Source organism: Aliiroseovarius sp. CAU 1755 (assembly GCF_054482655.1).
The window spans coordinates 438,810-462,639 of record NZ_JBTLRH010000002.1 but is presented as its reverse complement, the minus strand read 5'-3'; the positions used below and the strand labels follow the sequence as shown (position 1 = coordinate 462,639).

At 55.4% G+C, this 23,830-nt stretch carries 23 protein-coding genes; 18 read left to right on the top strand and 5 right to left on the bottom strand.

What is annotated here, in order from left to right:
• Positions 1–184: 184 nt before the first annotated feature.
• The gene (locus ACXYMP_RS09385; RefSeq protein ID WP_458906502.1) at positions 185–400 is read right to left on the bottom strand and encodes a DUF2933 domain-containing protein; all 216 of its coding nucleotides are present in this window, start codon (positions 398–400) and stop codon (positions 185–187) included.
• Between the two features lie 317 nt (positions 401–717).
• Here ACXYMP_RS09385 and ACXYMP_RS09380 point away from each other — a divergent pair, with 317 nt between their 5' ends.
• From ACXYMP_RS09380 to ACXYMP_RS09350, 7 genes are all read left to right on the top strand, one after another.
• On the top strand, positions 718–1,230 hold the full coding sequence (locus ACXYMP_RS09380; RefSeq protein ID WP_247034191.1) for a L,D-transpeptidase: 513 nt from the start codon (positions 718–720) through the stop codon (positions 1,228–1,230).
• A 32-nt stretch (positions 1,231–1,262) separates the two neighbouring features.
• Positions 1,263–1,721 (top strand): c-type cytochrome, encoded by a 459-nt coding sequence (locus ACXYMP_RS09375; protein WP_247034193.1) that lies wholly within the window; start codon positions 1,263–1,265, stop codon positions 1,719–1,721.
• Between the two features lie 395 nt (positions 1,722–2,116).
• On the top strand, positions 2,117–2,701 hold the full coding sequence (locus ACXYMP_RS09370) for a c-type cytochrome (protein WP_247034194.1): 585 nt from the start codon (positions 2,117–2,119) through the stop codon (positions 2,699–2,701).
• A gap of 1 nt (position 2,702) precedes the next feature.
• Positions 2,703–3,644, top strand: coding sequence for a cytochrome c (locus tag ACXYMP_RS09365; protein ID WP_247034202.1), 942 nt, complete (start codon positions 2,703–2,705; stop codon positions 3,642–3,644).
• An 88-nt stretch (positions 3,645–3,732) separates the two neighbouring features.
• The gene (locus tag ACXYMP_RS09360) at positions 3,733–5,085 is read left to right on the top strand and encodes a multicopper oxidase family protein (RefSeq protein WP_458905861.1); all 1,353 of its coding nucleotides are present in this window, start codon (positions 3,733–3,735) and stop codon (positions 5,083–5,085) included.
• A gap of 62 nt (positions 5,086–5,147) precedes the next feature.
• Entirely contained in the window at positions 5,148–5,561 is a 414-nt protein-coding gene (locus tag ACXYMP_RS09355) for a c-type cytochrome (protein WP_247034213.1), read from the top strand.
• 2 nt (positions 5,562–5,563) lie between these two features.
• A complete protein-coding gene (locus ACXYMP_RS09350) occupies positions 5,564–6,292 on the top strand; it encodes a DsbA family protein (RefSeq protein ID WP_247034221.1) in 729 nt (242 codons plus the stop codon).
• Between the two features lie 58 nt (positions 6,293–6,350).
• On the opposite strand, the gene ACXYMP_RS09345 is transcribed toward ACXYMP_RS09350, so the two are convergent.
• Positions 6,351–6,557 carry a heavy-metal-associated domain-containing protein gene (locus ACXYMP_RS09345; protein WP_247034223.1) on the bottom strand — a complete coding sequence of 69 codons (207 nt, stop codon included), beginning with the start codon at positions 6,555–6,557 and terminating at the stop codon, positions 6,351–6,353.
• A gap of 139 nt (positions 6,558–6,696) precedes the next feature.
• On the opposite strand from ACXYMP_RS09345, the gene ACXYMP_RS09340 reads away from it, so the two are divergent.
• From ACXYMP_RS09340 to ACXYMP_RS09325, 4 genes are all read left to right on the top strand, one after another.
• Positions 6,697–9,204 carry a heavy metal translocating P-type ATPase gene (locus ACXYMP_RS09340; RefSeq protein WP_247034231.1) on the top strand — a complete coding sequence of 836 codons (2,508 nt, stop codon included), beginning with the start codon at positions 6,697–6,699 and terminating at the stop codon, positions 9,202–9,204.
• Between the two features lie 13 nt (positions 9,205–9,217).
• Complete coding sequence (gene cueR, locus ACXYMP_RS09335; protein WP_247038660.1) at positions 9,218–9,637, top strand: Cu(I)-responsive transcriptional regulator; 420 nt, start codon at positions 9,218–9,220, stop codon at positions 9,635–9,637.
• 678 nt (positions 9,638–10,315) lie between these two features.
• Positions 10,316–10,825, top strand: coding sequence for a hypothetical protein (locus ACXYMP_RS09330; RefSeq protein ID WP_248364190.1), 510 nt, complete (start codon positions 10,316–10,318; stop codon positions 10,823–10,825).
• On the top strand, positions 10,806–11,261 hold the full coding sequence (locus ACXYMP_RS09325; protein WP_247034235.1) for a hypothetical protein: 456 nt from the start codon (positions 10,806–10,808) through the stop codon (positions 11,259–11,261). The genes ACXYMP_RS09330 and ACXYMP_RS09325 overlap by 20 nt, the downstream gene beginning before the upstream one ends.
• Before the next feature lie 293 nt (positions 11,262–11,554).
• On the opposite strand, the gene ACXYMP_RS09320 is transcribed toward ACXYMP_RS09325, so the two are convergent.
• From ACXYMP_RS09320 to ACXYMP_RS09310, 3 genes are all read right to left on the bottom strand, one after another.
• The gene (locus ACXYMP_RS09320) at positions 11,555–12,349 is read right to left on the bottom strand and encodes an ATP-binding cassette domain-containing protein (RefSeq protein ID WP_247033929.1); all 795 of its coding nucleotides are present in this window, start codon (positions 12,347–12,349) and stop codon (positions 11,555–11,557) included.
• Positions 12,346–13,431, bottom strand: a complete 1,086-nt coding sequence (locus ACXYMP_RS09315) for an ABC transporter permease (RefSeq protein WP_247033931.1) — start codon at positions 13,429–13,431, stop codon at positions 12,346–12,348. Before ACXYMP_RS09315 ends, ACXYMP_RS09320 begins: the two co-directional genes overlap by 4 nt.
• Positions 13,432–13,551: 120 nt before the next feature.
• Positions 13,552–14,571 carry a sugar ABC transporter substrate-binding protein gene (locus tag ACXYMP_RS09310; RefSeq protein WP_247033933.1) on the bottom strand — a complete coding sequence of 340 codons (1,020 nt, stop codon included), beginning with the start codon at positions 14,569–14,571 and terminating at the stop codon, positions 13,552–13,554.
• 172 nt (positions 14,572–14,743) lie between these two features.
• On the opposite strand from ACXYMP_RS09310, the gene ACXYMP_RS09305 reads away from it, so the two are divergent.
• The 7 genes from ACXYMP_RS09305 to ACXYMP_RS09275 all read left to right on the top strand — a co-directional run bounded on the left by ACXYMP_RS09305 (position 14,744) and on the right by ACXYMP_RS09275 (position 23,628).
• Positions 14,744–15,940, top strand: a complete 1,197-nt coding sequence (locus ACXYMP_RS09305; RefSeq protein ID WP_247033935.1) for an ROK family transcriptional regulator — start codon at positions 14,744–14,746, stop codon at positions 15,938–15,940.
• A 91-nt stretch (positions 15,941–16,031) separates the two neighbouring features.
• Positions 16,032–16,916, top strand: a complete 885-nt coding sequence (locus ACXYMP_RS09300) for an NAD-dependent epimerase/dehydratase family protein (RefSeq protein WP_247033937.1) — start codon at positions 16,032–16,034, stop codon at positions 16,914–16,916.
• A 148-nt stretch (positions 16,917–17,064) separates the two neighbouring features.
• Positions 17,065–17,640: a transposase gene (locus ACXYMP_RS09295; protein WP_247034239.1), complete on the top strand. Its 576-nt coding sequence runs from the start codon at positions 17,065–17,067 to the stop codon at positions 17,638–17,640.
• Between the two features lie 666 nt (positions 17,641–18,306).
• A complete protein-coding gene (locus ACXYMP_RS09290) occupies positions 18,307–18,990 on the top strand; it encodes a PDDEXK family nuclease (RefSeq protein WP_247034242.1) in 684 nt (227 codons plus the stop codon).
• Positions 18,990–21,188: a hypothetical protein gene (locus ACXYMP_RS09285; RefSeq protein ID WP_247034244.1), complete on the top strand. Its 2,199-nt coding sequence runs from the start codon at positions 18,990–18,992 to the stop codon at positions 21,186–21,188. The genes ACXYMP_RS09290 and ACXYMP_RS09285 overlap by 1 nt, the downstream gene beginning before the upstream one ends.
• Before the next feature lie 2 nt (positions 21,189–21,190).
• Positions 21,191–22,168: a TniB family NTP-binding protein gene (locus ACXYMP_RS09280; RefSeq protein WP_247034246.1), complete on the top strand. Its 978-nt coding sequence runs from the start codon at positions 21,191–21,193 to the stop codon at positions 22,166–22,168.
• Positions 22,165–23,628 carry a TniQ family protein gene (locus ACXYMP_RS09275; RefSeq protein WP_281502633.1) on the top strand — a complete coding sequence of 488 codons (1,464 nt, stop codon included), beginning with the start codon at positions 22,165–22,167 and terminating at the stop codon, positions 23,626–23,628. Before ACXYMP_RS09280 ends, ACXYMP_RS09275 begins: the two co-directional genes overlap by 4 nt.
• Positions 23,629–23,830: the final 202 nt, after the last annotated feature.

Genomic DNA, 23,830 nt, shown 5'->3' with positions numbered 1-23,830 from the left:
CCAACCCACTGTCGGTAACCCGCTTTACCATACAACCTTCGGGGAGGTCGGCCACTTGGCGCTTTGAGGTGATTTGGGTATCACCGCTGGGATTGCATTGGCTTATTGTCTGAGCACACGCGCCGAGCAAGAGTGTGATCAGGAGCAGTAAAAACCAGCGAAAGATACTTAACCTCGCCACCATCTATTCGACGGCTACACTTTGATCCGTCTGGATCCGCCCATTGCCGGTCTGCCTGCCCTTTTCGCCAGCTGCCCCATGGCATGCTATCCCCATCATCCGATGAGCGATCACATGAGCGCCGACACAAACAAGAACGGGCGCGAATGCGGAGAGTCCGAAGGACAGATCACTTGAATGCCTACCTGCGACTGCGAAAGCCGCAACGGGAATTAGCATCACTGCGCAGCAGGTCCACATGGCGTATTTCATCAGCCGCATTTCGCTCGATTGCTCAGGAAGAGTTTCGCGTTCATTCATTTCATTACCTCTTCAATACAGGTGATGGGCTAAAGGCTTCCTGCACCGGAAGGTCAATGTTACAAAAGGATACAAAAATCACTGTTTTGTCAGAGCGCTCTCGCTTGACCTTCCCGTGCTGGAAGGTGGTTTATCCTACTTAAATAGCCACATTTCAGATATGAGAGCAGGCCAATATGAGGCAGACTGAAAAGACCTTCGATCGACGTCGATTTCTAATGACGAGTGCCAGTGGCATGGCTTCATTAGCGGCTCCATCCGTGCTTTGGGCTCAGCAAGCTGCACCAGCGACGCGCAACATTTCCTCTTTTCGGTTGCACGATTGGCAGGATCATTTCGACACTCTCGGCAAAGGCATCTTGCTGTCAGATACGATCACAAAGGTTCTTCAGCACTGGACCGCCGATGGTGAGATGCGCATCTACCCGACATCGGTACCAATGTCGGACGAACTGACACGCCGTGGCTATACCGAGATCGTTTTTAAGGATAACGCCCCCGACTGGGCGCCGACCCCAGCGATGATTGAACGCGACCCCAGCTTGCCGCGTTATGTGTCGCCGGGGCCGGACAACCCGCTGGGCATCCGCGCGATGCATCTGAGCTGGCAGTATTATCGCATTCACGGCACCAACGATACGCGCAAGATCGGTCGTAAATCATCGAACGGCTGCATAGGCCTTTATAACGAGCATATCGTCGAGGTGTTCAACAGAACGCCCGTTGGAACACAGGTCAAACTCATTTAATCGCGTCATCAGGTTGCAGAGGAAAAAGCAGTATGAACAAGACATTGATGGCGATAATTGCCTTCTTCCTCGTTGGTGGGGGGGCGATCTTTTGGAACGCAATGCAACCTGCGCCGCAGGGCGCGAGTCATTCGATGGTTCCACCCGATACCAGCAACCTGGTCGAGGGTGCTGCGATCGTGGATGTGGCGCTTCCCGCGGAACTGTCGGCAGAAGCACAAATGGGGAAACGGGCGTTCGAAGCGAAATGTATAGAGTGTCACGCAGCGAATGCCGCGGGTCAAAATGGCGTCGCACCGCCGCTTGTCCACAAGATCTATGAACCCAGCCATCATTCCGACATGGCGTTTATTCTTGCAGCGAAGAACGGTGTGCGGGCGCATCACTGGCGTTTCGGCAACATGCCTGCGGTTGAGGGTCTGACCGACGGAGACGTCAAAATGATCGCGCGTTACATTCGTGAACTCCAGAAGGAGAACGGCATCTTTTGAGCGACGAAAAAGTCATAGTCGGGCCTTTCGCCTTGATGCGCGCGATTCTTTTATGCGCGCTCTTCGCATTCGGCTTGGCCCCTCAAGGTGCTGAGGCGCATTCTTCCACCCCCGCTGCGACAACCGAAACCCACGCAGTAGTTGATGAGGGTCATGGCAAAAATCACTCGGTTACCCAAGAGGTGTTCGGGCATTGCCATCCTGGAACTGATTGTGCGCTTGCCGCGATCGAGGTGGATCCAATGCATACAAACCAACTCGGACGTACGGTGACCAACAGGTTTCGGCTTCTCCCTACAACGCGTGATGGCATCGGACCCACCTACGAACCGCCGCCGCCGCGATCCCTTACCTGATCGGAGACACCTCGAAATCAGGATTTGAAGGATCACGACATGAGATATACAGAGATTTTTACTTCAGCCGTGCTTGTCGGCGTGGCATCGGCGGCACTTGCCCATGGCGGCGCGACCGGTATCGTGAAGGAGCGCATGGACGCGATGTCGGCGATGGGCAAAGCCGTGAAGCAGGTCGCGCCCATGATGAGCGGCGAAACCGCCTATGATGCCGACACGGTGCGACACGCCGCAGAAACCATCGGCAAGCATGCTGGCGACACCATGACCCGCCTGTTCCCGGAAGGCAGCGGCGGCATGCCTTCGGTCGCCAAAGATGCGATCTGGCAGGATTGGGAGAGCTTCGCGAGGCTTGCGGAAGAATTGCACACATACTCCGAGGGCTTGGCCCTTGCCGCTGACAACTCAACCGCAACTCAACCGGGCGCGATGCCGAGTGCGGGCGCCATGATGGGTGAAACCGACATGATGGGAGCTGACACGATGATGGGCGGCGGTGGCATGAAGGCCGATAACGCCATGAGTCGTGAAGAACTGGCTGAAATGCCGGTCGTTGCGGTTTTCGCAATGGTCAGCAACACCTGTTCGTCCTGCCACAGCCGCTTCCGCGCCGAGGCGAAGTGAGATGAGGCGGGTTCTTGCAGGTACTGCCGTCTTTGCCCTTGTGGGCACGGCGGCCGTCGCGGCACTGGTGGCCTGGCCGATCGGCCATCCGCCCGCCGAGATCGAGTTGACCGGTGATGTCCAACGCGGCGCCTATCTGGCGCGCGCGAGCGGATGCATCGCCTGTCACACGAATTTCGAGGGTGGGGGGGCTCCGCTGGCCGGAGGCGCGCCGCTCGAAACCCCGTTTGGCGTCTTTTATCCCCCGAATATAACCACCGATCCTGAGAATGGCGTCGGAAACTGGAGCGTGTCGGAATTTGCGATGGCCGTCAGGCAAGGGGTTTCGCCCGAAGGTGAGCCATTTTTCCCCGCGTTCACATATCCGTTCTACGCGGATTTTTCCGATCAGGACATCGCCGATATGTGGGCGGCGTTCCAGACGGTCGCACCGGTGGCAGCCGCCGCGCCACCGCACGACGTTGGTTTTCCGTTCAACCAGCGCTGGGGGTTAAAGCTCTGGCGCGCGGCGTTCATTGGCGATCCGCAAACCGAACCCGTGAGGGGGAAGAGTGACGATTGGAACCGGGGTCGTGAACTGGTGCGTGGTGCCGCCCATTGCGGTGCCTGTCACACTGGCCGAAACCTTGTAGGCGGGCGCATGCCCGATGCCGTTTTTGCAGGCAACGACGATCTGCCAGGTGGAAATAAAGCCCCGTCGATCCTGTCCGATGATCTGCTAGAACGCGGGTGGACAGTCTCCAATCTGTCCTTCGCTCTGCAAAGTGGGGTTACCCCGTCAGGAGATATCTTCGGCGGCAGCATGGGTGAGGTCGTCCAGAACGGTACGCGGTTTCTCTCGGAGGCGGATCTGAAAGCGATGGCGATTTATCTTCTCGACAGCGATGTGCCTGGAGGCAGGACGTTGGCCGGCACGCCAAGAAACTATAAAAACATTGATTAACACGGCGGGGCGGCTCGCCGCCCCGACTACTACAAGGACATGCAGAAAAATGGCAACACGGCGAAAATTTCTTGGGCAGGGTGCGGCGATGATCGCGGCCGCGACTGTACCGACTTTGGGACGAGCTGCAACGCCACGATTTAGCCAACTCACGGCGCGGCCCGCAACCGTCCAGCTGGCTCCACGGTCATTCCCGGAGACGAAAATATGGGGGTATAACGGCGAGATGCCAGGGCCCGAACTGCGGCTGGCACAAGGAGCGCGGATTCAGAAAACGTTCCTGAATGAACTGCCTCAAGCGAGTTCAATCCATTGGCATGGGGTCCGCATCGATAATGTGATGGACGGGGTCGCCGGTCTGACACAACCAGCCGTCGAACCAGGACAAGGCTTTGACTATGATTTCGTGGTACCTGATGCTGGCACCTATTGGTACCACGCACACAATCGGTCGGCCGAACAGGTCGCGCGAGGGCTATACGGGGCGATAATTGTGGAAGAGGCCGAAGCACAGGATATCGACCGCGAGGAGGTATTGATCCTTGACGATTGGCTTCTCAATCCCGAAACGGCGCAGATCGATCCCGATTTTGATTCCCGTCATGATCGTAGCCATGCGGGACGGCGTGGCAACTTCATCGCCACCAACGGACGCCACGACCTGACGCTGGACGTGAAACAGCACGAACGTCTGCGCCTGCGGCTCATCAATGCGGCAAATGCCCGAATATTCGTTCTGGCGCTTTCCGGTATGGAAGGCTGGACGATGGCGTTGGACGGCATGCCGCTAACCCAACCAAAGCCCTTGACCGACGCTCTGATCCTCGGACCAGGCCAGCGTGCCGATCTGATCGTCGATGTGACAGCTGAGTCTGGCAAAACCGCCCACCTCGTGCGCATCGAAGACCAAGAGGGTGCCTCCCAGGTGGCGTTTCCAGTGTCGGGCCGCGCGGCATCGGCGCGCCGTGAACCACCGCGTCCCTTGCCTTCGAACCCGGGAATGGATGTGTCCGGCACCAAAAAGGCCGTGACGGCGCGCCTTAACATGCAGGGCGGCGCAATGGGTACGCTGGATGCGGCCATTCTGAACGGCGAACGCAAGAGCTTCCGCCAACTGATCGAGGCGAACCAGTTCTGGTCCTTCAACGGAACGATAGGGATGACCGATGTACCGCTCGTGAGCGTTTCAAAGGGTGAGACAATTAAGCTGGATATCTACAATGACACCTCATTTCCCCATGCAATGCACCTGCACGGAATGCATTTCCGCGAGGTGACCAAGGACGCGGGCCTTGGTCACCTCCGTGACACCCTGCTAATGTTCGGCGGCGAGACTCGAACCATCGCCTTCACCGCAGACAATCCGGGAAAATGGCTTTTCCACTGTCATATGTTGAGCCACGCTGCTTCCGGTATGATGACCTGGCTTGAGGTGACATGATGCGGAAATACTTGATCCTTTCTGCCGGACTCATGTGCTTAATCGCGGCTGGCGCATGGTTGATGACGCAAGCTGTTGCGCAAACGAATGATCTTTCTGCGAGTGTTGATCTGGCGCAGGGCGAGCAATACTATCAGGACTACTGTGCCTCCTGCCACGGCGCGAACCTCGAGGGTCAACCCGATTGGCGTTCACCCGGACCGGATGGCGTGTTGCCCGCTCCACCGCATGACGAGACGGGCCATACATGGCATCATCCAGACAGCGTGCTCTTCGATTACACCAAGCTTGGCGGCAAGGCCGCCCTTGCCGCACAGGGCGTCGATTTTGAAAGCGGCATGCCCGGCTTCGGCGATCAACTGACCGACGATCAGATCTGGAACATACTCGCCTATATCAAATCAACATGGCCAGACCGGCAGCGCGAGTTGCAGGCTGGGCGCAGCGCCGCCGATCGCCAGAGACAAGGAAATTGAGAATGCACCGAACGAAAAGCACCGCCTTGGCGCTTGGCTTGGCCATTGCGCCGATCGCCAGCTTCGCACAGGAGTTGAGCGATGCGCGGATCAAAGAGCTGGCGCTGGAAGCGATCCGTGAAAACCCTCAGATCATCATGGAAGCAGTCCAGTTGCTCGAACAGGCGCAGGCGGCCTCCCAGGCTGAGACGGCAGCGGACGTTCTTAAAAACCAGCGCCAGTTGCTCGAGCATGATCCGAACGCGCCAATTCTGGGAAATCCCGAGGGCGATGTAACCGTCGTGGAGTTCTTCGACTACAACTGCCCTTACTGCAAGCGGGCCATGTCCGAAGTTCAAGGACTGCTCGACGCCGACCCGAATGTCCGGCTCGTCTATCGTGAATGGCCCATTCTCAGCGATGGTTCGGTATTTGCAGCCAAAGCCGCACTGGCCGCAAGAGAGCAGGGCAAATACGATGAGCTTCACTGGGCGTTGATGGGCATGAAAGAACGCGCCGAAGAAGCGTCAGTCATGCGCTTGGCCGAGGAAATCGGGCTTGATGTCGAGCAGCTTCGTGTCGATATGGAAGCACCCGAGGTGCAGGAGCATATCGACGTGTCAATGCGTCTGACACAAGCGCTTGGCTTCAACGGAACGCCATCTTTCGTGATTGGCGAAGACCTCGTGCCCGGCTTTGTCGAGCAGGAGCAACTTGAGGCTCTGGTCGACAAGACACGGGAAAGCGACTGATCTCGCGCCTCAGTCACGTGATGAAATGGCGCCGAACTCATCGGCGCCAATTTCCGTATCAGGTCGCGGCCGGTGCCTTTACGTCATATCCGGCATCGCGAATTGCTTCGGAAACGGCTCGCTCGCTCAAGAAGCTCTCCACCTCCACAATATGCGCCCTAAGGTCACAGGAAACCCTGGCGGTTGGGTCGATTGTCTTGATTGCCTTTTCGATGGCAGCGGTGCAGTGCCCGCAGTTCATATCCGGAATGCTCAATCTGGTCATGTCTGTCTCCTCTGAATGTTCCTTTAAGTGAGGTCTTCCACCGTGGGAAGGTCAAGGGCCGAGGAAATACCCGCAACCCTATTGACCTTCCAGTAAGTGGAACCCCTATCTATGGGTTAAACATACTCAGGAGTCGTCCATGTCAACCTCTCAAACCCTTCGGCTTTCCGTGCAAAACATGACCTGCGCCTCCTGCGTCGGACGGGTCGAGCGAACCCTGTCAGCGCTTCCGGGTGTTAATGACGTCCATGTGAATCTCGCCAGCGAGACCGTGCAGGCGACGGTCGATGCACCTGAGCGGTTATCCGACATCATGTTGGCGCTCGACGAGGTGGGCTATCCTGCGCGGACCGAAAGTGTGCGTCTGAATGTGGCCTCAATGTCCTGCGCCTCTTGTGTAGGGCGGGTGGACAAGGCGTTGGCGGCGGTGCCGGGCGTCCTGGATGTCAACGTCAACCTCGCCTCGGAAACCGCGACCGTCAGCTACGCCGAAGGTGTCGTGGCGCTGGCCGATCTGCTGAAGGCGGCCGAGGAGGCGGGCTATCCGGCGGAACCGGCAGAAGAGACCGTTGCCGAGGATCGCAGCGCCCGCAAAGACATCGAGGCCAGGGCGATGGCGCGAAAAACCGCGCTGGCCGCCGCCTTTGCCATGCCGGTCTTTTTGCTGGAAATGGGCGCGCATGTGGTGCCGGGGGCGCATGACCTGATCGGGCGCACCATCGGGCATCAGACAAGCTGGCTGATTCAGTTCGTGCTGACCACGGTTGTTTTGGCCTGGCCGGGTCGCGCCTTCTACACCAAGGGCTTTCCGGCCTTATTCAAAGGGGCGCCGGATATGAACAGCCTTGTCGCGGTCGGCACCTCGGCGGCCTATCTCTATTCGTTGGTGGCGCTGTTTGCCCCGGATCTGCTGCCCGAAGCCTCGCGGGCCGTCTATTTCGAAGCGGCTGCCGTGATTGTGGTGTTGATCCTTCTTGGCCGCTGGATGGAAGCACGGGCCAAGGGCCGCACCGGGGCGGCGATCCAGAAATTGTTGGGCCTGCAGGCGCGCACCGCGCGAGTGTTGGTGGATGGGGAGCCACAAGATGTTGCCATCGAACGTATCCGCACGGGCGATATCCTTGTCGTGCGCCCAGGCGAGCGGATTGCCGTGGACGGCGAAGTGACCGACGGCAGCGCGCGCGTCGATGAAAGCATGATTACGGGCGAACCGGTGCCCGTGGCCAAGACGACTGGCGATCCGGTCACCGGCGGCACCGTCAATGGCACCGGCGCCTTTCAGTTCCGCGCCACCCGCGTCGGCGCCGACACCACACTGGCGCAGATCATCCGCATGGTCGAAGAGGCGCAGGGGGCAAAGCTGCCGATTCAGGGCATGGTGGACCGGATCACGCTGTGGTTCGTGCCTGCAGTGATGGTATTTGCGGCGCTGACCGTTCTGGTCTGGCTGGTCGTCGGCCCTTCCCCAGCGCTTTCCTATGCTCTTGTGGCCGGCGTGTCCGTGCTGATCATCGCTTGCCCCTGTGCGATGGGTTTGGCCACGCCGACCTCGATCATGGTCGGCACCGGACGTGCGGCGCAGATGGGAGTGCTGTTTCGCAAGGGTGATGCGCTGCAGCAATTGTCCAACGTCAGCGTCGTGGCCGTCGACAAGACCGGCACCGTGACCGAGGGCCGCCCCGAACTGACCGATCTGGTTTTGTCCGACGGGTTTGAGAGGGCCGAGGTCTTGGCGCTTATCGCTGCGGTCGAAGAGCAGTCGGAACATCCTGTCGCCGATGCTATCGTTCGGGCCGCGCGTGCTGAAAACGTCGCACGACATGAGATCGAAAAATTCAAATCTATCACAGGGCACGGCGTACGTGCAGATGTGGCTGGACGTGACGTCTTGGTCGGAGCCGACCGCTTGATGACACGCGAAGGGGTTGAGATTGGCCTGTTGGCCGATGAAGAACGGCGTCTCGCAGAGCAAGGCCGCACCGCGCTTTTTGCAGCCATCGACGGGCGTTTGGCCGCCGTGATTGCTGTGGCCGACCCCGTAAAACCTGCCAGTGCAGCGGCCATCCGCGCGCTGCACAATCTGGGGCTGAAGGTCGCCATGATCACTGGTGACAAACGCGAAACCGCAGAAGCAATCGCTCGTGAAACAGGCATCGACCACGTGATTGCAGGCGTATTGCCGGATGGCAAAGTCGAAGCACTGGACGAATTGCGCGGGAACGGGCGGCAAATCGCCTTCGTCGGCGACGGGATCAACGATGCCCCGGCTCTCGCCCATGCAGATGTAGGCATCGCCATCGGAACCGGAACCGATGTGGCCATCGAATCCGCCGACGTTGTGCTGATGTCGGGCGATCTGCGCGGTGTGGTTAATGCGTTCGAAGTCTCCACCCGCACCATGCGCAACATTCGGCAAAACCTGTTCTGGGCCTTCGGCTACAATGTCGCGCTGATCCCCGTGGCGGCGGGTGTCCTTTATCCGGTAGCCGGTCTGTTGCTGTCGCCCGTCTTGGCTGCGGGAGCGATGGCGCTCTCCTCGGTCTTTGTTCTGACCAACGCATTGCGGCTTCGCAGCGTTCGCCCCGCCATGGACGAGACTAAGAATGTTCACCCCGCAGCCAGCCTTTCCCCTGTTCCAGCCGAATAAGAAGGATATCAAAATGAATATCGGAGATGTCGCAAACCGATCTGGATTACCAGCCAAGACAATCCGCTACTATGAGGATATCGGATTGGTAACGCCGTTGCGCAGCGCCAATGGCTATCGCAGCTTTCGTGACCGCGACGTACACAAGTTGGCATTCTTGGGACGAGCCCGAGCACTCGGATTTAGCATTGAAGATTGCCGGAATCTGCTGAAGCTCTACGAGGACGATGATCGCAGCAGCGCTGAGGTCAAGCAGATCGCCGAAGAGCATCTTGATCAGATTGACGGGAAAATAAACGAGTTGACAGAAATGCGCGCAACGCTGGCGCGCCTGGTGGATGCTTGCGCGGGAGATCACCGACCCAACTGCCCCATCTTGGCCGATCTTGCAAAAACACCGGAGGAAATCGCATTGCTGAACGAGACCAGTTAGGACGGGCAGGCGGGTATAGATTTGGCTGCTGGGGCCGATCGACGCGACCAAGACGTACGAGTCATGCGCCAAAGGGAAGGTAACAAGCGGCGCAAGAACGCATATGACCGCATCCGCGCTTTTGTCACCATATATGCCGCCGCAAACCAACCAAACAAAGCCTGATCCTAGATCCCGAGGATTTCCAATATCCTCAGGACCGGCAAAGGCATTTGTCTGTATGACTTGGATCAGGCATGAACAGAGGGTTCACTTCGTAAGTGAGTCCTGAGCTCCCTCCATATCATCTACGAGGCGCCCCCGAGAATTGGACCTCCAGCAGACAGTTTAGTCCAACGAAATACGGTGAGAAAGAAATGCACCCTGGTGCAAATTTGCAATTTCCTTCAATCATTTCGGTTTGCGAAAAACTGGTAAATGAATGTCGGTTATGGAAGGCAGAGCCTAATGAAATAACGCGAAATCTGAACATGTGAGCCTTGCGAAAAAGCTAGCTCTCCGCGGTGTCGCCGCATAAAATCATGCTTTTAAGATTGTTTCGTAGCCCCCAGCCAGGGAGGATCGTTTCTTTGCACCATCCTAAGCTGATCGGCTTGGCCAATGGATGTAGTTATCAGTGAACTTCATCAGAATGCCTCTCCGGTCTGTTGTAAATGGCGAAAGTGACGGAGGAAGATGATGCCCATATTCTCAGAATACAGAGCCAAATTGTACGAGTACGCGCTCAAACAGCCGCGATACGACCTGGCTAACGTCACAACAACACCGCCACACCTCATGCAGATGATCTGCGAGCGATCTGGTCGTAAAACGCAGCTCACGAATGCTGACATTGTCGACAACTTGGCACCGACATTTGACGAAGCTCGTAAGCTCGATGTGCTGCGTGCGAGCGCGCTCAGGCATGCGCTGGATCTCTTAGACGAAGGCCAGGACCGCATTCACAAGAGCTCTCTGGTGCCGGAGGTTACTGACTTCATTTACGACAAACTGCCGGGTGGGCAGCCCATGTACTACTTCAACCTCTGGGACGTGATCAAAGCTCTGCGGCCTACCGCTGTTGAAGCTCGTGAAGCTGAAAAGCCAGCTCTTGAGCTGAAGCAAGAATGGCAGGGCTTTCTGAACAGCCTGACACCGCCACTGTCTTCTGATGGCACTGAATGGAACGATGAAGACCTGGATTTTTGATATGAAACGACGTTCAGATGAAATCGACCCGGTGAAGTTCCCTCAGCTGTTTTACTTGTTGTGGTACAAAACGGACGTCATCACACCCTGGCACGCGCTTGAAGCGTACAAACGCCAATGGCGCTTTGTGAACTATGAAATGATGCACAACGATGAACGCTTGCTGCTCATCGAGCTGATTGACGAATTATCGTGTGGTGTTTTTGAACCATGGTTTGATGAACAAGGACATGATCGGCGCCCGGTCACCATTGAGATGAAGATGATGACTTACGAAGAGTTGATGGAAGATCGAACCGAGTTCATCGGTCCGCCACAACCGTCAAAATTTCAAGTCAAGCTGACGGCTGCGGAAGAGCAGAAGCTTCAAGAATTTGCTGATCGCATGGTCTCCTATCAAATGGCAAAAAGATCAGATGGCACAAGCTCAGACTGACATATGTATGACAGCTGGTGGTTGCATTTAACGGGCGTCGATTTCCTTAACAAATGAAACCGTTAGCAGAATTTGACCGGCTCTCGGTTGATCGGGTCGAGGGAGTGATAACACATTGTCGTTCATTTCTTGTCTGGTCGTTGTGGGTCGTCAGCGGCATGTCACTTCTCGCAGCGGACATTCATAGTCGGGAGTATGATTGTCCGTTGTGCGGGACTTTGCGGGCTTTCGCTGCACCTGCGCCAATGACCGGTTTCGGCGATTGGCGCAGAGCGATCCAAGTCTGATCGAAATCAGGCCGGCGCTTCCTTTGCGCCTGTCATGAACGCAACCGCGTCGGACATGGTGTAATCTTTCGGATCGATCACACACAGACGTTTGCCGAGGCGATGAACGTGGATGCGATCAGCGACTTCGAACACGTGCGGCATGTTGTGGCTGATCAGGATGATCGGGATGCCGCGCGATCGGACATCAAGGATCAATTCCAACACACGGCGGGATTCTTTGACGCCAAGGGCCGCTGTGGGTTCATCCAAGATGATCACCTTGGACCCGAATGCGGCAGCTCGCGCCACAGCCACACCCTGACGTTGACCACCCGATAGCGTCTCGACCGCTTGGTTGATGTTTTGGATCGTCATCAGGCCGAGCTCTGACAGTTTGTCACGAGCGACTTGCTCCATCTTGGGGCGATCCAATTGGCGCAGCCATTTGCCGCGAAAGCCGGGTTTGCGAATTTCGCGGCCCATGAACATGTTGTCGGCAATGGACAGAGCAGGTGACATGGCGAGGGTCTGGTAGACCGTTTCGATCCCTTCTTTGCGGGCATCAATGGGGGACGTGAAGTGGACTGGTTTGCCTTCAAGAAACACCTCCCCTTCGTCGGGGATGACGGCCCCGGAGACGGCTTTGATCAGTGACGACTTACCTGCCCCGTTGTCGCCGATCACTGCGAGGATTTCACCGGGATAGAGATCGAAGTCACAGTGATCCAGTGCGGTTACTTTGCCGTAGCGTTTGACCAGCCCGCGGCCCTTGAGGATGGGTTCAATCGACCCATTCGCGATGTTTTCCATCAAAGTCATGCTGAAACCTTTCTGATCCACTGATCTACTGCGACAGCACCGATGATGAGCGCGCCGATAAGGAGGAATGTCCACTGTGCGTCAGCACCGGCAAGGCGCAGGCCAAGGGTAAAGACACCAACGATAAGGGCACCAAACAGCGGCCCCATGATTGACCCGCGACCGCCGAACAAAGAGATGCCGCCAATCACAACAGCCGTAATGCTTTCGATATTCAGCAGTTGGCCGGATGTCGGGCTGACAGACCCGATGCGGCCAATCAGCGCCCACCCTGCGATGGCACAGATGAAACCTGTGAAAGCATAGACAGAGATCAGCGTGAATTTGACGTTCACACCTGAAAGCTGTGCCGCGTCTGGGTCATCACCCACCGCATAGATGTGGCGGCCCCAAGCGGTGTGCTTAAGAGCATAGGCGAGGAAGGCAAAGATCAGGACCATTGCAATGACGCCAAAGGTAAATGTGGCCCCGCCCCGCCCGGCTTCGTCCGCGCCAACTTTGAAAGTCGTCCCAAGGAACTGAAGCAAAGGCGCATTTTCCTCGATGTCTTGCGCACGGATCGTTTCGTTAGCGGAATATAGGAAGTTAGCAGCCAGAACGATCTGCCACATGCCGAGAGTGACAATGAACGGCGGGAGCTTCATCACCGCCACAAGCCAGCCGTTGAACGTTCCGATCAACGTCCCGAACGTCAAGCCAATTACAACGGCGATCTCAACCGGAATACCGTATCGGAACGTAAACTGCCCCATGATGACGCTGGACAGAACTGCGATTGCCCCAACGCTGAGGTCGATACCCGCGGTCAGGATCACGAGGCTCTGAGCAGCAGCAACGATGCCGACGATCTGCACTTGTTGAAGGATCAATGTCAGCGCGAAGGGAGAGAGGAACCTCGACCCCAACAAAAGCGCGAACAGGATGATTGAAACAAGGAGGACGAACAGCGGCACAAGTGCAGGGTTCACATGCAAGGCGTGTTGCAACCTCGCGAGAAAGCCTTTGCGTTCGCTGAACGAAGCCACTGTATCTGCTGCGGGTGGCTTGATTGCGGCTTCAAAATCGTCGGCGTTGCCAGACATTGTTCGATCCCCTTGTGATGAATTGGATATCATGCAGGATCATATCCCGCTTTGGAAAAAGGGGCGGGAAAATTACCCGCCCCTAGTGTTGCACCTATGAAAAGATGCGGGAGGTTTGGCTTAGCCCCAGCAAAGGTCTGTGCCTTCGGCAACAGAAATGCTTTCCACGCCGTCGGCTGGCTGATCTGTGACCAAAGCAACACCTGTGTCAAAGAAGTCCTTGCCAGGCGTGTTCTCAGGCAGTGTGCCATCAGCTGCGTATGCCGCAATGGCTTCAATACCAAGGGCCGCCATGCGCAGTGGGTACTGCTGTGACGTTGCGCCGATCACACCGTCGGCGATGTTCTGAACACCAGGGCAACCGCCATCTACGGATACGATTAGAACATCGTCTTCACGACCAATGGAACGGAGTGCTTCGTATGCGCCCGCAGCGGCCGGTTCGTTGATGGTGTAGACAACGTTGATTTCTGGATCAACGGCGAGGAGGTTTTCCATCGCAGTACGACCGCCTTCTTCGTTACCGGCTGTTACGTCGTTGCCGACGATGCGCGCATCATCTTCGTCGCCCCATTTGTCAGGGTCGCCAAGGTCAATGCCAAAGCCCTGCAAGAAGCCCTGATCGCGCAGAACGCCAACAGTCGGCTGGGAAACAGCAAGGTCAAGCATAGCAATTTTCGCGTTTGCCGCGTCGTCGCCAAGCTGCGCCGCAGCCCACTGGCCGATCAGCTCACCTGCAAGGAAATTGTCTGTCGCGAATGTCGCGTCAGCCGCGTCAACCGGATCAAGCGGTGTGTCGAGTGCGATAACCAGAAGGCCCGCGTCACGTGCCTGTTGAACAGCGCCAACAATGGATGATGTATCGGACGCCGTCAGCAAGATACCGGATGCACCGTCAAGGATGCAGGTTTCAATCGCGGCCACTTGTGTTTCGTGGTCACCGTCAACCTGACCAGCAAAGGAACGAAGCGTGATACCAGCCTCGGTAGCAGCAGCTTCTGCGCCTTCGCGCATTTTGACGAAGAATGGGTTGGTGTCCGTTTTGGTGATCAAGCACGCGGAAACGGCGTGGCTGTCAGCCATAGCGGAACCAGCAGATGTAATGGCAGCAAGAGCAGTGCCGATGAGCAACTTTTTCATGATGTCCTCCCAGACAAGTAATGAGTCAGAGCCTCCACCCCGACGTTATTGCGACCGGTATTTCCCGTCGCTTGACCCTAAGAGACGTGATTCTCAATCATCTGTCAATTAGTTAGTTAAGTTTTCTTATTAATATGTTTACCTGCATTATATGGCTGTTATGGTGCACGGTATGGAAGATGGACTCATCAGATCAATCAGCACCGGTCTAAGCCAGAAGGGCGTTCGCGATCACAACGAACGGCTCTTATTGTCGCTGTTGCAGCGTAATGGTCCGATGCCAGGAAGCGATCTTTCGAAGCTGGCCGCGCTATCTCCGCCTACGGTCTCAAGTATCCTTCGACGCCTTGAAGGTGAAGGGATTCTCGAACGTGGGGACCCTGTGCGGGGCAAGGTCGGCAAGCCGTCGATCCCGATGCGATTGGCTTCGAATGGCGTGTTCTCGTTTGGCCTCAAGATCGGGCGCAGGTCGACTGATCTGGTGCTGATTGATTTGAATGGCGAGTTGCGGGAAGAACGGCAATTGACATACCCCGTGCCCGTTCCAGCCGACATTTTTACATTCCTTGAGGACGGTGTGCGAAGCATAACGGATGCGATGGACGCCGAGCATGCCAAGCGCATTTGCGGCATCGGGATCGCGGCCCCCTTCGAGATGTGGAACTGGCCCGACCCATCCATGGACATGTCAGCAGCAATCGCACCTTGGGAAGGCATTGACCTTAAGGCAGAAGCGCAGTTGCGAACGCAACTGCCTGTGCTCTTGTTGAACGACGCGACTGCAGCCTGTCAGGCCGAACACACCTACGGTCGCGGCAAAGAATTTCGGGACTACGCCTATTTCTTTATTGGCGCATTTATCGGCGGCGGGATTGTCTTGAACAACTCGGTCTTTGAAGGGCGCAAAGGCAATGCGGGCGCGCTTGGGTCACTGCGCAGCATCGGGCCTAACGGTGAAAGCATGCAGTTGGTCGATATGGCGTCGATCCATCAATTAGAATTGCGCCTTCGCGAGGTCGATCTTGATCCGCATCAGCTGTGGTCTGACCCAGAAAGCTGGCACAACTTGTCACGCTATGTTGACCCCTGGCTGGGCCAAACCGCCCAAGAACTTGCCAAAGCGGCCTTGTCCACATGTTCCGTCATCGATTTCGAAGCGATCTTAATCGACGGCGCCTTCCCTGCCAGCGTTCGTGACGATCTTGTCAGCCGCGTCCGCCGATACGTTTTGACCCAAGACACCCGAGGCCTGATCCAACCCCGTATCGAAGGCGGCAGCATCGGCGGCAAGGCTCGTGCAATCGGGGCCGCCACACGTCCCATCGGAGCGCAATTCATGATGCAGGCAAGCGTTGGAATGACGGTCTGATTGAACGGTTTGCGTGTGAGGCCCATCGTTCAAAAGGCATACATCACGATCAAATCAAGACAGCACATACATGTTCAAATCGGAGGTTAATATGCGAGTTCTCTTTACAGGCGGCAGCGGCAAGGCGGGAAAATGGGCGATCCGGCACTTACTGGAGCAAGGTCATCATGTTGTGAATGTCGATCAAACGCCTTCAGGGCTCGACTGTCCGGAATTGCTGATTGATCTTTGCGACGCAGGGCAAGTCATCGGGGCCATGTCCCAATTCGTCGAATTCGGGGAACTGGACGCGGGCACCGGCGTCCCCACTTATGACGCCGTTGTGCATTTCGCCGCCATCCCCCGCGTCATGATAGGCACAGACGGCGAGTGTTTTCGCCAGAACACTTTGACCACCTATAATGTGCTCGAGGCCGCAACGAAGCTGGCCATTCCCAAGGTGATCTTTGCCAGCTCAGAAACAACTTATGCCATCTGCTTTGCGGACGGAGAGCTAAAACCGGATTTCGTACCCGTCGATGAAACCCATCCAACCGTCCCTCATGACAGTTATGCCATGTCGAAAGTCTGCAACGAAATGACGGCAAAGTCCTTTCAGGCACGCACAGGTGCCGACATCTATGGGTTGCGGATCAACAATGTGATTGAACCGCACGAATATGCCGAGATGTTCCCGGCCTTTGTTGAGGATCCGGCCCTTCGCCGCCGTAATATATTTGCCTATATTGATGCACGTGATCTGGGGCATATGGTCGATTGCTGCCTAAAGGCAAACGGGCTGGGCTACGAAGTGTTCAACGTTGCAAATGACGATACGTCGGTTGGCATCACGTCGGATGAAATCATCCAGCAGTTCTATCAGGGCGTCGAAGTGCGCGGCGAAATGGGCGCCAACAAGACCTTCTTTTCCAACAAGAAGGCTAAGAAGGTGGTGGGTTTTCAACCAAAACACTCATGGCGGGATACCCTAGAGTAGATCGCAGCTAGCTGACGTTCGAACTAAATGCAGCATAGGTCGAAGAGGGCTCACAGCCGACCTTCGCCGCACGTTGCATGAAATGCTGCTTTACGGAATGGGGTTGCTGCTCTTTTAGAGCCTGAATAACTCTCGTAATGGAGTGAGCATGCAGTCTGGTTTGTCCATACGCGATATTGAGCGCATCCATTGGATGTCGCTGGCTCATCGCCTTCCTGAAGGCGGGGTAAAAGCTAAGTTTCAAGATAGTGATTCTTGTGTTGATCATTTCGAGGCAGTGCGGTGGCAGTCCGGGGTGTTCTGCCCGCGGTGCGATGCACAAGATATCGCACCGAAAAGTGCGCGAAAAACATATCGCTGCCGAAAATGTGCCTACCATTTTTCCGCGACAGCCGGAACTTTTGCACATGGCGCGAACAAAAAACTGCTCACATATTTCTTAGCTGCCGAGGACATCATAAAACGCAAAGCAACGATGAGCAGCTTCGACATCATCGGGGCGCATGATTTCAAAGATCGCCATGGATTGGCCTATGAAACTGCGCGCCGTATTCTCAAATTGTTGACGGATGAACTTCTGCTTGAAGATGGTGGTCACATTGGCCGCTGCATCTGCTCAGAGGCAATCAACCTACCACCAAATATTGAGTTGGGTGGACGTGATCATTTCTTCTGGCTGCTTGAAGCCCTTCAGACACACGGTACCGGTCAGTCAGGCATTTGAACAAAGTAGACAGTCCGTCCACATCTCGTTTCTGCTGACCTATTCCCAGATTTAAAGCCTCACCATAGGTATCGGTCAAAGGATGTTCATGTCTGATGTGAATGCGAAAACGAACTAAGCTTTGAAAATCGGAGGCACCTGTGTGTTTGAGGTTTTAATAGCAGTCAAGATTTTCGCTAAGTACATGAATTGAATATAAAAAATGACTCGACTCAACGATGCGAAAGTGCATTTTGAGCCTGTCTTGAAATGAACGGTCCTTTATGGGCCATGATCAGATCTCCAGTCACGGAGACGTAAACAAATACTGCGTCGTGTACGTGGCGTGACGAAGTGATGGCCCTTGGGCCCAGACGTTGATTGCTACACCGAAAAGGTCCTCGAGGCCCTTTGGAAAGTAAGTCCTGTTCATCACTTCATAAATAAAAATAACCGCCCAGGATCTTGATGGCGCGGACCAGTGGAGACGTGCCCGATGGGTGACGAGACAAAATATCAAGCGGCGATCCCGAGGTCAATAAGTGGTAACCGAGGTGCAAGGTGTTTGCCCGGCAGACAACCCAAATGTGGTGTTTGTCGCATTGCGTACGGGCGCTGCGAGGCCATGGGAAAACGCTCTGAAGGAAGTTCATTCGGCGGCCGCCACGGTGCTGGAGGCACAGGGTTATGAGCGCAGCCAGAAAGCACTTGATGCTGACGCCGGCGAAGAGCCGCGCTGTCCGCAAGATTCCAAAATCTTCAAAAGGCCATTTCGTCGGTGAGTTTGTCTATAACAATATCAATGGCAAACCTCAGCGCATTGGATTTGCCAGCTACACGGAATTCAAGACGGCGATCTGCCTAATTTATCGCGACGACTTTGCCGATATCGAAGAGCAGTTGGCATCACTGCCATTTAGCCATCCCAGAGGCACCTCGAGTGAGCATTTCTTCGATTTTAGATTCACTACAAAGGGTGGTCAAAGAATTTGCATCTCTGTTAAACCGGAACGGATTGCCACAACTTATGCCTACCAAGCAACGATCGGCGCTGTGAAGAGTGCCGCGATTGGCAATATTTGCGATGCAGTGGCGACTGTTACGGAACGCAACATCAGCCCGGTCGAGCTGCATAATGCAGAACTCTTTCACGCCGCCCGCCAACCAGAACCTGAAATCGATAAGATCGTCACAGAGGGCCTGTCTCGGCTTGACGCAACGATTTCAATCAGTGAATTCCTTGCAAGTGTAGGACTCGGTGGGCGCGGTTTCTTCAGCGTAGCTCGGGCCATTCGCTTCGGTCACGCACGGCTGTTCGCCCCCGAGAAGATCCGTGGAAAGACGCTCATTGAGCGTGGAGAGGCTGCATAATGGCGGCCCCCTTCCAGAAAAAGGTCAAAGTCCTTTTGGAGAAGGACTGTGAGTTTGCCATTGGTGTGCGGTCAGGCAGAGTCCTCGAGCTGCGCGATGAAGGTTATCTGATTTTCTGGGACGAGTGGACAAATCCGGATACAGGCGAGTGCCACGCCTCAGACTGTGGTGTGATGTCCTATGACGCGATCGTCACGGAGAACAAATTCGGCACCCTGAAAATACTGAGGCGCCCGCGCGCCCATGCACACGATCCGAAGACGCACATCCGACGTGTTGAAAGACTAGCCCGGGAAGTCGCTAGACAGCGATTTAGAAAAGAATACGTACTGGCTATTCAGGAAATGCTTGATACCGGAATGTTGCGTCCTGTGCGCGACGATTTCGACGACAAAATCATTGACATCGTCGCGCATGGTAAATTTCGTTATGACAAATATCTCGCTGGGCTCGCAATCCGCGATAGCAAGCGCGGGGGCACGCGATCTCAAAGGTCTAAGAAAGAACGCGAGAAAGCTATTGATTTTCACCACGGCTTCAAATGCGGACACACGATGTGGAAGTGGTATTGGCTATGGCGTGATCATGGCGATGATGGCCTGTTCGACAATTATCGAAACTGCGGGAAGTACCAGCGTTATGACGACGCCACCCGTGCCACGATTGTAAGCATCATACTCGAGCTGCTGGATGAAGAGCGACCCACGGTAAAGTCGGTGGTCGAAAGCGTCCAAGCGTGGATTGATGCTGAAAACGAACGGCGTGAGCGCCAGCCTATCCCAGAAGCCAAAATGCCACGGCCGGGCTATGACTATGTACTTAAACTGATCAAGGAAAATGCGCCGCTTGATCATAAGATACGGAAGCATGGCTGGGACAAGGCATATAATCATTTCCACGGCCTTGGCGTCGGGATCGAGACATCTCGTGCATTGCAACGTGTCGAAATCGACGAGTATACCGTTGATCTCTTCGTACTCATGCAATGCACCAAACTATTCAAGCATTTGCCTAGATCGATCAAAGATATACTTGGCCTAGACGGGGCTGCGCGGCGGGTGACGCTATCTGCGGCAATTGACGTACATACACGCTGCCTGCTTGCACTTCAGATTGTGCCAGCTGGCACTGAAAGTCCGCTGCGTCACACCTTAGAAATGATCTACTCGGATAAGAATTCGATCGCGGACGCGGCCGGCGCCAAGTTCGACTGGCCAATGTCTGGCGCTCCCGAAATGGTCGTGTTGGACCGTGGCCCGGGATACGTCACCGACGATGCCTACGAAATTCTGAGCAGCCTCGGGATTACCAACATGGGCGCACCTGCGGGCAAGCCTTGGTTGAAGCCGTTCATTGAACGCGTCTTTCGCACCATCCACAGCGATCTATTGGTTCGCTTTTCTGGACGTGCCTTCAGCAACGTGGTCGAACGTGCAGATAACGATCCCGCTGAGCGCGCAACGCTGACATTGGAGGCTTTTTTGGGCTGGCTGACACGTTGGACGGTCGATGCCTATCACACCAAAAAACATGAGGGGCTTGGCATGTCGCCGAGACAGGCTTGGGAGAAGGCGATCAATGAATGCCATCCCCGTTCCCTGACAAGCGACGAAATGCGTGAAGTTTTCGGGGTTCCCGGTCGCCGGAAGCTGAGCCGCAATGGTCTTCGTATCTGTCACATCGACTATCAGATTGACGCTCTTCTGGAGAAGTTCGTGGACACCGAGGTGGAGCACTTTGAGTTCCTCCGTTGGGATGGAGACATCGGTACCATCAGCGCCCGCTGTGACGACGGACCCTGGTTCACTGTCACGGCTAAAGACGAAAGGTGGATCGGCAAGACCGACACAGACTTGCTCGAATGGCTTGATGAACAAGAAGGTGAAGACCCTGAAGAACGGCGCGCTCGGCGCGACTTTCTCTTGGATGTGACCGCTGAGTCCGTCCGGCTGAAACGGCTAAAAGGGCTGATATCTCTCCCCAAGACACCTGCCGAGCTACGCAAGGACGTTGAAAGGTTCATCCGTCACGCTGACACGGCAGAGCGGCGTCACAAAGCTGGACCCTATCGCGGTCTACTTGATGATCGGGACAGCGGTACTGATCAGGTTTCACGTAATAGGGCCGAACCAAAAGCGAATTTGGCGAGCCATTTAGACGACGGCAACCCCGAATATGACGACGATTCAATGGAGTAAAAATGAACGAAATGAAGAATAACATCCCGGTCTCTTTGACCGAAAAATTAGCTTGGCTGGACCAAAGATATTGGAAATTTGGAGTTGAACGCGATTTTGAAGACAGTCTGATCGACATCTTTAAGATGGATGATGACGGCCAAAGGACAGCTGAACCGCATCATGATCCGCTAACCGATGAAACTAAGGGGCTAATGGTCCTTGGTCAATCAGGGAACGGTAAGACCGCGTTGTTGAAACGGGCCCTCCGGGTGGACCCTGTCTTGACCGAATTCAAAGTCAATGAGGGTGGCAATGCACTCTACATCGCGGTCCCGCCTGAGGCGACAATCAAGAAACTGGGGGAGATTATTCTGGCGAAGACCGGCTATGAGAAAGTAAACCCAAAGCTGCGTGCCGCGGATTCCTGGGAGATGGCAAGGCATCGCTTTGGTCTCGTCGGCATCAAAGCACTGATCATTGATGAGTGTCACCACATTTTTCGCGCTGGTGCAGGACGAGACAGGCCCGCCGCCATTCAGGCGCTGAAACATATCGTGCAATCCGAGCACAGGGTGGCCCTAATTATCGCGGGTGTTCCGAGCTTGAGAACAGCGATCATGTCAGAAGAAAGTGGGGAGACCTTCCGTCGTTTCAGTGAGTACACTCTGAGCAAAATTCGCCCCGGCTCTCGTAGCGCTGCAACCTTTGGTAAGAACTTTATGAAATGTGCTGGGGTTATGGGGGTAAAGGTCGCAGAAGAGGATGCGATTGCCGAGCGTATCTTGTTTGCTGAGCAGGGTCAGATCGGAAAAAGCGTGGCTTTGGGCAAGGACATCTTACGCGCCGCACTGATGCGAAAACAGGACGCCATCACTTTGGCCGCTGCCGAACGTGTTTACCGTAAATCGAACTCGGGTCTCGATGTGACCCCATTCGATGGGGGCGATTGGGATGCTGTGAGGACAGAATTAACGGCGATCGGTTGGGGGCAGTCATGACCCTCTGGCCAAGCCTTAATTTTGATCGAGATGAAACATTGCTGTCGTATGCAGACCGGTTGTCGATGATGCACACAGGCTGCGGTATGGAGCGTCTGGTCAAAGATCTTGGGATTAATATTGAGCATTTTACATCCGGACGCGAGGACGCGGTCTCAGCCTTTGCAGGGGCCACGGGATTGCACCAAGTCGAAGCCCACAAGGCGGCCATTCGTGTCTTGCAGCGCGGAGCTTCATTTCGTGGAGAGCCGGTCTCCAAGAACTTTCTGAGCCCACGCGTGGCCCGGTGCTGCCCTGTCTGCTTGGAGGAAGACGGAGACATTGCTGATCGGCGGTTTCGGGTGATCTGGGGCTTTCGCCATGTGGCCCGCTGCGACCTGCATTCGTTGTGGCTGGAGGACGTCCCGTTTCGCGGAGAAACCAGTGTCCGTCGCGCAACTGGGCAGCATAGGATTGAGGCGCGGCGCCCAGCGACGCCTGAAATTCCTGAGTACCTGAGCTGGTTGCGTGCGCGTCTGACATCTGGGTTTCCTGATGAAAGTAAATGGCTTGAAGGCCAATCACTGGAGCAGGTTCTCGGCGCATCAGAGATGCTCGGCGCAGTTCTGCAACATGGACATAAGGTTGCGTTGAAGAACCTCTCTTCGGCGCAGATGGAAGAGGCGACAGATATCGGTTTTTCGATCTATGTCGACGGCCGCGGCGCTGTAGAAGAAGCACTCGACACAATACGTGCGCAGTCACCAGCTACGGCGGTGCAGGCAGGTCCACTGGCCCACTATGGCAAGCTTTATGACTGGCTCGACCGACGGAGCAATTCCATTGACCCCGGTCCAATCCGTGACATTCTTCGGGACCATATCGTCAAGAACACCGCCGTTGAGCCTGGTACAATGTTGCTTGGTTTGGAAATCTCTGAACGGAAGTTTCATACGCTGTATAGCCTGTCCTTTGCAGTCGGCATTCGTCGCCCTCGTCTTGCCCGCCTCCTAAAAAAGCTTGGTTTGATACCTGAGGACGCGACCGAAATCGATGCCGGAAACATGATCTTCGAGGCAGAGAAGACAGTTCCCCTGATTGAAGCGTTCAAGAGCGCGATTCCGCTTCACGATGTGCCCACATATCTAGGTGCATCGAAGGGGCAGGTCGAAACGCTCTATAGGATCGGTGCAATCCTTCCGTTAGTTCCGAGGACTGAGCGGGGTTCTGTTCGCAATGTGGTTTTCGGCAAAAAACACCTGGATGATATCCTGACACGCATCAGTGATTTACCTGTCCTTGAAGATTTGTCCTCAGACACGCTTCACCAGTTATCTTATGCAAGTCAGCGAGGGGCAGGGCGGTTCGAGCTGCTTTTTCAGAACATTCTGGACGGAAAAAGCCCAGGGTTTCGGCATCCAGAAAGGACAGGAATTTCGTCCATCTATGTCGATGTCAGCGCCTTGATCGCCAGCAGATAATCTGCCTGATTTTCCAAAAAACCGCGTTGTTCTAAGCTCGCTTTGGCGGGCTTTTTTGTTGGGTTTTTATCTTCGATCGCGAAATCTTTGCCCGATTTTCGCGGGATCTTTGCTCCTATTCAGAATTTGAAGAAATTAAGGTATTGTAAAGTAAGGGAAAATTTTGAAACATCGAGACAACTTTGCCCCGATTTTCAACCCC

Excerpts from the sequence above, each read along its gene's own strand:
- ACXYMP_RS09350 (WP_247034221.1), top strand. The coding sequence starts at position 5,564 with ATGCACCGAACGAAAAGCACCGCCTTGGCGCTTGGCTTGGCCATTGCG.
- ACXYMP_RS09300 (WP_247033937.1), top strand. The coding sequence starts at position 16,032 with ATGCGAGTTCTCTTTACAGGCGGCAGCGGCAAGGCGGGAAAATGGGCG.
- ACXYMP_RS09345 (WP_247034223.1), bottom strand. The coding sequence starts at position 6,557 with ATGACCAGATTGAGCATTCCGGATATGAACTGCGGGCACTGCACCGCT.
- ACXYMP_RS09355 (WP_247034213.1), top strand. The coding sequence starts at position 5,148 with ATGACGCAAGCTGTTGCGCAAACGAATGATCTTTCTGCGAGTGTTGAT.
- ACXYMP_RS09365 (WP_247034202.1), top strand. The coding sequence starts at position 2,703 with ATGAGGCGGGTTCTTGCAGGTACTGCCGTCTTTGCCCTTGTGGGCACG.
- ACXYMP_RS09295 (WP_247034239.1), top strand. The coding sequence starts at position 17,065 with ATGCAGTCTGGTTTGTCCATACGCGATATTGAGCGCATCCATTGGATG.
- ACXYMP_RS09380 (WP_247034191.1), top strand. The coding sequence starts at position 718 with ATGGCTTCATTAGCGGCTCCATCCGTGCTTTGGGCTCAGCAAGCTGCA.
- ACXYMP_RS09360 (WP_458905861.1), top strand. The coding sequence starts at position 3,733 with ATGATCGCGGCCGCGACTGTACCGACTTTGGGACGAGCTGCAACGCCA.
- ACXYMP_RS09285 (WP_247034244.1), top strand. The coding sequence starts at position 18,990 with ATGGCGGCCCCCTTCCAGAAAAAGGTCAAAGTCCTTTTGGAGAAGGAC.
- ACXYMP_RS09305 (WP_247033935.1), top strand. The coding sequence starts at position 14,744 with ATGGAAGATGGACTCATCAGATCAATCAGCACCGGTCTAAGCCAGAAG.
- ACXYMP_RS09370 (WP_247034194.1), top strand. The coding sequence starts at position 2,117 with ATGAGATATACAGAGATTTTTACTTCAGCCGTGCTTGTCGGCGTGGCA.
- ACXYMP_RS09325 (WP_247034235.1), top strand. The coding sequence starts at position 10,806 with ATGAAGACCTGGATTTTTGATATGAAACGACGTTCAGATGAAATCGAC.
- ACXYMP_RS09275 (WP_281502633.1), top strand. The coding sequence starts at position 22,165 with ATGACCCTCTGGCCAAGCCTTAATTTTGATCGAGATGAAACATTGCTG.
- ACXYMP_RS09385 (WP_458906502.1), bottom strand. The coding sequence starts at position 400 with ATGCTAATTCCCGTTGCGGCTTTCGCAGTCGCAGGTAGGCATTCAAGT.
- ACXYMP_RS09330 (WP_248364190.1), top strand. The coding sequence starts at position 10,316 with ATGCCCATATTCTCAGAATACAGAGCCAAATTGTACGAGTACGCGCTC.
- cueR (WP_247038660.1), top strand. The coding sequence starts at position 9,218 with ATGAATATCGGAGATGTCGCAAACCGATCTGGATTACCAGCCAAGACA.
- ACXYMP_RS09320 (WP_247033929.1), bottom strand. The coding sequence starts at position 12,349 with ATGACTTTGATGGAAAACATCGCGAATGGGTCGATTGAACCCATCCTC.
- ACXYMP_RS09310 (WP_247033933.1), bottom strand. The coding sequence starts at position 14,571 with ATGAAAAAGTTGCTCATCGGCACTGCTCTTGCTGCCATTACATCTGCT.
- ACXYMP_RS09280 (WP_247034246.1), top strand. The coding sequence starts at position 21,191 with ATGAACGAAATGAAGAATAACATCCCGGTCTCTTTGACCGAAAAATTA.
- ACXYMP_RS09340 (WP_247034231.1), top strand. The coding sequence starts at position 6,697 with ATGTCAACCTCTCAAACCCTTCGGCTTTCCGTGCAAAACATGACCTGC.
- ACXYMP_RS09315 (WP_247033931.1), bottom strand. The coding sequence starts at position 13,431 with ATGTCTGGCAACGCCGACGATTTTGAAGCCGCAATCAAGCCACCCGCA.
- ACXYMP_RS09290 (WP_247034242.1), top strand. The coding sequence starts at position 18,307 with ATGAGCGCAGCCAGAAAGCACTTGATGCTGACGCCGGCGAAGAGCCGC.
- ACXYMP_RS09375 (WP_247034193.1), top strand. The coding sequence starts at position 1,263 with ATGAACAAGACATTGATGGCGATAATTGCCTTCTTCCTCGTTGGTGGG.